At 23.4% G+C, this 1,377-nt stretch carries 2 protein-coding genes; one reads left to right on the forward strand and one right to left on the reverse strand.

Annotated elements, in window-relative coordinates:
* Positions 1-259, reverse strand: a 259-nt coding sequence (locus B0A66_RS22675; RefSeq protein ID WP_133063746.1) for a hypothetical protein, incomplete at its 3' end; no start/stop codon positions are given.
* A gap of 70 nt (positions 260-329) precedes the next feature.
* Between B0A66_RS22675 and B0A66_RS22680 the strand changes: the two genes are divergently transcribed.
* A partial coding sequence (locus B0A66_RS22680; RefSeq protein ID WP_133063747.1) for an RNA-directed DNA polymerase occupies positions 330-1,377 on the forward strand: 1,048 nt, incomplete at its 3' end.

Here is a 1,377-nt window from a genome sequence, read left to right on the forward strand (position 1 = left end):
TATTATATATTTCTAAATTTTGAATTTTTCTACCATTTTTAAAAACCCCTGAAAATGTGACAGATGGTAATTGGCTTTTAAGTTTAATGTAAATATCCTTTTCACCTTGATTGTAGGCTTTTCTGCAATTTAAAATTTGATCTTGAAATATTCCTGTTTTAATATTCTTTAATTCATTAAATAAAGAAATTTCAACACTTATATTAGGATTTTTCAAATTTTTAAAACTCGAAATTTTAATATTTTTTGGTTTTTCCATAAACTGAATGAGTTAAGTTTAAATAATGAATCTAAAACTCTATATTTGAAACATCCTAAACAATATCTTGATGACCTTAGAACATATTAAATTAGCATACAGAAGATTAAAATCACATGTTTATCATGAGAATTCCCTATCAGTTTTAATGAGTATTGCAAAATATGAAGATGATGAAATCGACTCAAAATTAACAAAATTATTTGAAAAGATTCAGAATTATAAATCAAATAATAAGAGTAGTATAAATGAACTTATAGGTGAAATAAAATTTTCATTAATGCCTAAATCTTTTTCTGATGATAGATTTGATGGTAGTGGTTTTTTATATACAAATCAAAATAAAAAAAAAGAATATTTGGTTGATAGAGTTACCGTTTTTATAGATTGCCCCGTTGAAATTCATATCATATCGATTTTGTGGATAATGGAAATAGGTAAATATCTTGATAAAGAATTGGGACCTTACTGTTATGGAAACAGATTGGAGAGAAATTCCGATGATGATTTTGAGGAAAATTCAATAAAACTTTTTAAAAAATATTATATCAATTATTCTCAATGGAGAGATCAAGGTATTCAGACTGCAAAAGATCTTCATAAAATAGGATTAGATGTAGCTATATTGAATTTGGATATAAAAAATTACTACAATAGTATTGATTTTGACTTAAACAAATTTGAAGAGAAAATACCAGAACATATTAGATGGTTAAATCAATTATTAATTGATATTCATTTGGCTTATTCTGAAATATTAGTAAAAAATAAAATTATTTCTTCAAATAAGAAAGTTTTGCCAATTGGTTTACATTCCTCAACAATTTTGTCAAATTATTATTTAGTTAATTTTGATTTTTTAGTGCAAAATAAATTGAAGCCTGCATTTTATGGAAGATACGTTGATGATATAATTTTAGTATATGCTAATGCAAAACTTAAAGATAAAGATGTCTTAGAAAATTTTATAATTGATAATCTTATTTCTGCAGATGTATCTGTAAATAAAAGTGAAGATCAATTGGATAAAATTAAAGGAGATTTTTATATTTATGTTGAAAGTAATAAGCTCTATTTTCAGACAAAAAAAGTAAAGTTGTATAATTTTAATAAAGATG

The organism is Flavobacterium hercynium (assembly GCF_002217285.1).
Lineage (GTDB): Bacteria > Bacteroidota > Bacteroidia > Flavobacteriales > Flavobacteriaceae > Flavobacterium > Flavobacterium hercynium.